7 protein-coding genes are annotated in these 6783 nt (G+C 70.4%); all 7 read left to right on the top strand.

Going from position 1 to position 6783, the window contains the following annotated elements; translation table 11 throughout:
- Positions 1-1198: DNA-3-methyladenine glycosylase 2 (locus tag Q8M88_RS05950; RefSeq protein WP_305595361.1), on the top strand; the 1198-nt coding region annotated here is incomplete at its 5' end.
- Entirely contained in the window at positions 1179-1715 is a 537-nt protein-coding gene (locus Q8M88_RS05945) for a methylated-DNA--[protein]-cysteine S-methyltransferase (protein ID WP_305595359.1), read from the top strand. The genes Q8M88_RS05950 and Q8M88_RS05945, both read left to right, overlap by 20 nt.
- A 140-nt stretch (positions 1716-1855) precedes the next feature.
- Positions 1856-2071 carry a hypothetical protein gene (locus Q8M88_RS05940; protein WP_305595358.1) on the top strand — a complete coding sequence of 72 codons (216 nt, stop codon included), beginning with the start codon at positions 1856-1858 and terminating at the stop codon, positions 2069-2071.
- 237 nt (positions 2072-2308) lie between these two features.
- Entirely contained in the window at positions 2309-4699 is a 2391-nt protein-coding gene (locus tag Q8M88_RS05935) for a polar localization protein TipN (RefSeq protein ID WP_305595356.1), read from the top strand.
- A 28-nt stretch (positions 4700-4727) separates the two neighbouring features.
- Entirely contained in the window at positions 4728-5708 is a 981-nt protein-coding gene (gene dgcA, locus Q8M88_RS05930; protein WP_305595354.1) for an N-acetyl-D-Glu racemase DgcA, read from the top strand.
- Positions 5709-5745: 37 nt separating this feature from the next.
- Positions 5746-6171, top strand: coding sequence for a DUF4112 domain-containing protein (locus Q8M88_RS05925; RefSeq protein ID WP_305595352.1), 426 nt, complete (start codon positions 5746-5748; stop codon positions 6169-6171).
- Positions 6172-6228: 57 nt separating this feature from the next.
- Complete coding sequence (locus Q8M88_RS05920; RefSeq protein WP_305595350.1) at positions 6229-6780, top strand: carboxymuconolactone decarboxylase family protein; 552 nt, start codon at positions 6229-6231, stop codon at positions 6778-6780.
- Positions 6781-6783: the final 3 nt, after the last annotated feature.

The following is a 6783-nucleotide window of genomic DNA, read 5'->3' as shown; positions in this document are numbered from 1 at the left end:
CGACGCCCTGGCGACCCGGTTGGGTGTCGGCGAACGGCAACTCCGCAGGCTGTTCCGCCAGCACCTCGGCGCCTCGCCGGTGTCGGTCGCCCAGACGCGCCGCGTGCTGCTGGCCAAGCAATTGATCCATGAGACCCGGCTGCCCATGAGCGAGGTCGCGCTGGCGGCCGGATTCGGCAGCGTGCGGCGGTTCAATGAGTCGTTCCAGCAGCTGTTCCGGCGATCTCCCCAGGCGTTGCGCCGCTCTGGCCGGCTGGAGACCAGCGCCGCGGACGGCGGCGCGGTGACGGTGCGGCTCGCCTACCGCGCGCCATACGACTGGGAGAGCATGATCGCGTTCCTTTCGGCGCGGGCGATCCCCGGCGTCGAGGTGGTCACGGCGGACAGTTATTCGCGCACCGTGTCGATCGACGGCGCGCACGGCGTGATCAGCGTGCGGCCGGCGGACGGCGACGTCCTGGCGGCGAGCGTGTGGTTCCCGCGGCTGCAGGCGTTGCCGGCGATCATCGCGAGGGTTCGGCGGGTGTTCGACCTGGCGGCCGAGCCGGAGACCATCGGCGAGCACCTGTCGCAGGACCCGGCGCTGGCGCCCCTGGTCGCCGCGCGCCCGGGGTTGCGGGCGCCGGGAGCCTGGGATGGCTTCGAGCTCGCCGTGCGGGCGATCCTCGGCCAGCAGATCACGGTCCGGGCGGCGCGCAACCTGGCGGCCAAGCTGGTCTCCGCCTACGGCGAAGCGATCGACGATCCGGCGGCGGTGGAACTGGGGCTGACCCGCGTGTTCCCGGGGCCCGAGCGGCTGGTGGGCCAGGACATCGCGGCCTTGGGCATGCCCAAGGCGCGCGGCGCGGCGCTGGAATCGATGGCCCGGGCGACGGTCGCTGATCCACTGATATTCGGAGCTCGACGCAGCCTGGAAGAGGCGATCGAGGCGCTGCGGGCGCTGCCGGGGGTGGGCGAGTGGACAGCCCAGTACATCGCGCTGCGCGAACTGCGCGAGCCGGACGCTTTCCCGCACGCCGACGTGGCGCTGCAGCGGGCGCTGGTGGACAGCGAAGGCCGGCGGCCGACTTCGGCGGAACTGCTGATCCGGGCAGAGCGCTGGCGACCCTGGCGCGCCTACGCCGCCCAGCACCTTTGGGCCTCGCTGCACACCCCGGCCGACCAGAAGGACAGGACCGATGACCTCCAAGCCGCTTGAGCTGTCGATCGACCGGATGGAGACGCCGACGGGCCAACTGTTCCTGGTCACCGACCAGGATGGCGCGCTGCGCGCCCTCGACTGGACCGATCACGAGGACCGCATGCGCCGCCTGCTGCTGCGGCACTATGGCGAGCCGGTCATGACCAAGGGCCCGGCGCCGGCGTCGGTGCGGCGCGCGCTGGAGGGCTACTTCGCCGGCGACGCCAAGGCGCTGGAATCGATTCGCTGGGAAACGGCGGGGACGGCGTTTCAGCGCGCGGTGTGGCGCGCGCTCTGCACGATACCTGCCGGGGAGACGCTGAGCTATTCGGGCCTCGCCGCCAAGGTCGGTTCGCCCAGGGCGGTGCGCGCGGTCGGAACGGCGAACGGCTCCAACCCGGTGGCGCTGGTGGTGCCTTGCCACAGGGTGATCGGCGCGGACGGGTCACTGACCGGATACGCCGGCGGCCTCGATCGCAAACGCTGGCTGCTGGCGCACGAGGGCGCGGCGTTCAAGGAGCGCCTGGCCGCCTGACGCCAATCAGCGCCAGCCACTTCAAGCCCCGCTCCAACTCCGCGGGCCAAGCCGCTAAATTTCATGTTACAAGCGTCATCGACGGGACGCCGCTGCTATACAGCGTGCTGGCGTTCGGCTCCGGCAGGAGGAGAGGTCTGATGACGACATTCACTGAACTCGTCGCCGCCGTGGTCGTGCAGTCCTCGACGCTCGTCTATTCGCATTTCGGCGTGACGCTGGAGCCTGTCCGGGTCGACCCGCCGGCGGTGGTCGAGCGGGTCGTGGTGCGCAGGGACGTCCCGCCGGCGGCCAAAAAAGCCGACAAGACGTTGGAGCGCCCCGCGCCGCCACCGGTGCGGGTGGCCAAGGCCTAGGGCGTCGCCCGTGGTCGCGGCATTGCGTCTCTGTAAGCCGGAATCCCTCCTATGACTGTTTGCGTCATCCATGATGGCCGGTAAGTCTCGTGCCGATTGGCGTGGAGCCGCTGCGCCCGAGCCGGGACGCGAGGCTTTGAGCCGTGGGCCGAGCAGGCCGCACAAGGGCCGCGTATGAAGATCACCAAGCGGCGGCAGCCGGCGGATTTCCAAAGCGTTTCGGGAATTTCGCCAGCGATGTCGGAAGACGGCGCGCCGAGCGCGCTGACGCCGGCTGACTCAGACCGGGCGCCGGCCCGCCGTGGGGCGAGCGACGCTGCGGAATTCTCCCGCGCCGAATCCCTGGCGGTGCTGCAGGAAGACTACGAATCGCCTCCCGCGTGGCCGATCTACCTGGCCGCGCTGGTTGTGTCGGTGCTGTGGGTGTGCGGGCCGCTGGCGTTCGCGATCGGCTATCGCAACGGCGTGGCCCCGTTCCGGGACGACCTGTTCGCGATCGCGGTGTTCGCCCTGCTGTCGGTGGGGCCGGCGGCGTTCGTGTGGATCGCAGCCTACATGGTGCGCCAGACCCAAAAGCTGGGCGCCGAGACCCGCCGGGCGAAGGCGCTGGCCGACGACCTGATCGCACCAGTTGTGGCCGCGGGCCTGGGGGCCGGGGATGTCGTGCAGTCGATACGCGAGGAGATCCGCAGGGCCGGCGAGGCGGCGGACGACGCCCGCGTCGCGCTGCTGGAGCTGCGCAAGTCGCTGTCGCAGGAGACCGAGCGGCTGGCGGAGGCCGCGGCGACGTCGCTTCGCAACGCCCAAGGCTTGAGCGCGAGCCTGGGCCTGGAGCGCACCGAAATGGGCGTGTTGGCCCAGAGCCTGGATGCGCAGGCGGCCAAGGTCGCTGACGTGATCAGCCAGCAGGCGCGCATGGTGGCCGAGGCGTCCGACCTGGCCGAGACGCAGTTGCGGGAAGCCGAGGCTCTACTGGCGGCGAGGGCCGCCGACCTCGCCGCCGCGGCCGGCGAGGCGCAGGGCGCCGCGCGGACCGCGGGCGAGGACCTGAACAGGCACATCGCACGGCTGGAGAACGCCGGCATCGGCGTCGCCGAACAGATTCGCGCCGTGGAGGGCGGATTGGCCGAGCAGCGGGCGTCGCTGGTCACGCTCTCGCATGCCTTGCGGGCGGACAACGAAGCGTTCGCCACCGAGGCTGAGGGCCACGCGGCGCAACTGGCCGACTTCATCGGCCAGGCGCGGATTTCGGCGCTGGAGATGGGTGACCGCGCGCTGAAGGGCGGCGAGTCGCTGCGCCATCTGATGGCCGAGGCGACGGCGCAGTTCCGTGACCTGACCCAGGCCGCGCAGGCCGAACGCGACGCGTTCAGCCAGTCGTCGGCCCAGGCCGTAGGCACGGTGTTCGAGACTGCGGCCAAGGAACGCGAACAGCTCGCGGTGCAGACCGAGGCTGCAATCGAGGCGCTGGCGCGTGCAGCCGAAGAGACGCGTGCAGCGTCGTCGCGTCACGCGGAGGCCGCGCGAGATCAGGTCGATCAACTGTCGGAAGCCGCATTCACCGCTGGTCAGAAGGCCAACCAGGCGTTCGAGGCGCGCTTGGACGAGGCGCGGCAACTAATCGAGCGCTCGGCGGAGATGGTCGAGCAGGCGGGGACGGCGACGGCCGAGAAACTGGAGGCCGGCGCTTCGGCTGCGCGTGCGACGCTGGAAGAACTGCAGCGCATGCTGGCCGACGTGGATCAACGTTCGGCGCAGATGCCGCTGGCGGCTCGCGATCAGGCCGAGCAGGTGCGGGTCGCCGTCACCGAGAGCATGGACGAGCTCCTGGGTCAGGCGCGACGCGCAGCCGAGGAGACCCAGGCGATCGACGCGGCGTTCCAGGAACGCGTGCGGCGCAACTACGAGATGCTGAGCGAGGCCGTCCGGCTGATGGGCGCGGTGGCCAGCGGCCCGGTCACCGCCATGGCCGCGCCGGCGATGCTGACGCCTCCGCCGCCGCCTCGGACTCCACGTGCGGCCCCGGAGGCGGTGGTGGAAACGCCTGCGCCAGCGCGCGCTCCAGAGCCCAAGGCGGAATCGAAGGTCGAGCCTGCCGTGAAGGCGGAGCCGGGTGCGACGCGGCCTCGGTTGCGGCTGACGCCGACCGCCACGGACGAGGAATTCTCCAGCGTCTTCGAGGCTAGCGGCGGCGCGGACGCGCCGGACACTGACGGCTGGACATGGAAGGAGCTGCTGTCGTCGATCGACGAGAGCGGGCCCACCGACCCGGTGAAGCTTGAAGCCGTGCTGATCGACGAGATCGCCGAGATGGGAATCGATGCGACGTCGCTGCTGCCGCCGGACCGGATCGAGAAGATCGCCGCGGTGATCCAGACTGGCGACCTGCTTGGCGCGCGCGAGGTGGTGCGCAAGCTGGCGCCCGCCGCGGTGCATAGGCTGAGCCGGCGGCTGCTGGCCGACGAGCGGCTGGGCCGGCAGACCGCGCGCCATCTCGACCGCTACAAAGCTCTGCTCGACGACGCCGCGGCGCGCGACCACGAAGGCTTCCTGGTGGCGGCGCTGCTCAACTCGGACGGCGGGCGCGCTTATCTGGTGCTCGAGGCGGCGGTTGGGGACATGGCCTGAGCGCGCGCCTGGGCGCGGGGAGGCGATGATGCGCACGCTCTCCGTACGCGATGAGCGGTGGCCCACGGCGGGCGAGTTCCGCATCGCCCGCGGCGCCAAGTACGAGGCGCACGTGATCGTCGTCGAGATCGCAGAAGGCGCGCACCGGGGCCGCGGCGAGTCGACGCCCTATCTGCGCAACGGAGAGACGATCGAGGGCGCGCTGGCGCAGGTGGCGGCCATGGCGGAAGCCATCGAGGCCGGGGCGTCGCGGAACGTCCTGCAGACGCTGATCGAGCCAGGCGCGGCCCGTAACGCGCTGGATTGCGCGCTCTGGGACCTGGAGGCCAAGCGCAGCGGAACACCGGCCTGGCGTACAGCGGGACTCGAACGGATCCACCCGCTGAAGACCTGCTTCACGATCGGGATGGCGAGCGCCGAGGACATGGCGGCCGCCGCCAAGGCCGCGGCGAGCCGGCCGATGCTGAAGCTGAAGATCGGCGGCGGGAACGACCTGGACCGTGTGGCCGCTGTGCGTGCGGCGGCGCCGAAGACACGCCTGATCGTCGACGCCAACGAAGGGCTTTCGATGGAGCTGCTGCGCCGGCTGACGCCTGAGCTGGCCAAGCTGGGCGTGGCGCTGATCGAGCAGCCGCTGCCCGCCAGCGAGGATGTCCAGTTCGAAGGATACGAGAGCCCTGTGCCGCTGTGCGCCGACGAGAGCCTGCACACCCGCGCGGAGCTCGACGACTGCGCGCGTCGCTACGCCTGCGTGAACATCAAGCTGGACAAGGCCGGCGGCCTGACAGAGGCGCTGGCGGTGAAGGCGGCGGCGCGAGAGCGCGGGTTGATGGTGATGGCCGGTTGCATGGTGGCGACCTCGCTGGCCATGGCGCCGGCGATGATCCTGGCGCAGGGCGCAGAGTTCGTCGACCTCGACGGTCCGTTGCTGCTCTTGCGCGATCGCGAGCCCGGGCTGGCGATCACCGGATCGATACTTGAGCCGCCGAAACCGGAGCTGTGGGGATGAGTGGAGCCAAGGTGGCGGTCTGCGCGTTGACGCTCGCATGAGCGAACATCGCGAGACGGCCCATCGCGCCTGGCGTTCCGCGGAACGGATCAAGCGGCTTTCGGACCGGCTGGTCGGCATCGGGCCGTTCGGCCTGGGATTGGACGGCGTGCTGGCCTGGGTTCCGGGCGCCAACGTCGTCTACAGCGTGGGCGCCGCGGGTCTGCTGATCTACGAGGGAGTGCTGGCGGGCGCGTCGGCGGCGACCCTGGCCAGGATGGGGCTCTATCTCGCCGCCGACTCCGCGACGTCCGGCGTGCCTGTTGTGGGCTGGGCGATCGACACCCTGTTCCCCGGCCACCTGATGGCGGCCAAGGCGCTGCAGAAGGACATCGAGGCCCGGCACGGACCCTCTGTGCTGACCGACAGTTGGTTCGGGCGGCGCGGCGTGGGCCGGGCGGCGAAGGCTGGCGCAGGGCGCTGAGACGCTTGCCGCGGCGCGCGACGCCGCTAGGTTGCGGGCTCGCCAAGGAGCTTCAGTATGCCGCGCATTCCTTATTTCGATCCCGCTGATGCGGTCGGTCCGCGGGCCAAGAAGGCCTATGAGAAGCTGCCGCCGTTGAACCTGTTCCGCATGCTGGGGCATTCTGGGGAGCTGCTGGACGGCTTCACCAAGCTGGGCGGGCAACTGCTGAACTACGGCAAGCTCGAACCTGTTTTGCGCGAGATCGCGATCATCCGGGTCGGCGTGCTGTCCAAGGCGTCCTACGAGATCACCCAGCACGAGCGGATCGGCAAGCGGGTGGGGATGAGCGATGCGCTGATCGCGGCGGTCCACGAGGGACCGGACGCTGCGGCGTTCGACGATCTGCAGCGCTTGGTGATGCGCTTCACAGACGATGTCGTGCTGAACGTGCGCGCCTCGGATGCGACGTTCGAGCCGTTGCGGGCGCGGGTCTCGTATCACCAGCTACATGAGCTGGTGATGGTGATCGGCTACTACATGACCGTGTCGCGGATCCTGGAGACCTTCGACGTCGAGCTCGAGGACCAGCCTTACGAGATGACCGTGGACGCCGGCCGCAACCGCTAAGGA

The sequence above is a fragment of the Phenylobacterium sp. genome, from assembly GCF_030693805.1.
Classification (GTDB): Bacteria; Pseudomonadota; Alphaproteobacteria; order Caulobacterales; family Caulobacteraceae; genus Phenylobacterium.
This window is presented reverse-complemented; position numbering and strand designations above follow the sequence as displayed.

Bases quoted from the DNA above. Each gene is read 5' to 3' on its own strand.
- dgcA (WP_305595354.1), top strand. From the start codon at position 4,728: ATGCGCACGCTCTCCGTACGCGATGAGCGGTGGCCCACGGCGGGCGAG.
- Q8M88_RS05925 (WP_305595352.1), top strand. From the start codon at position 5,746: ATGAGCGAACATCGCGAGACGGCCCATCGCGCCTGGCGTTCCGCGGAA.
- Q8M88_RS05935 (WP_305595356.1), top strand. From the start codon at position 2,309: ATGTCGGAAGACGGCGCGCCGAGCGCGCTGACGCCGGCTGACTCAGAC.
- Q8M88_RS05940 (WP_305595358.1), top strand. From the start codon at position 1,856: ATGACGACATTCACTGAACTCGTCGCCGCCGTGGTCGTGCAGTCCTCG.
- Q8M88_RS05920 (WP_305595350.1), top strand. From the start codon at position 6,229: ATGCCGCGCATTCCTTATTTCGATCCCGCTGATGCGGTCGGTCCGCGG.
- Q8M88_RS05945 (WP_305595359.1), top strand. From the start codon at position 1,179: ATGACCTCCAAGCCGCTTGAGCTGTCGATCGACCGGATGGAGACGCCG.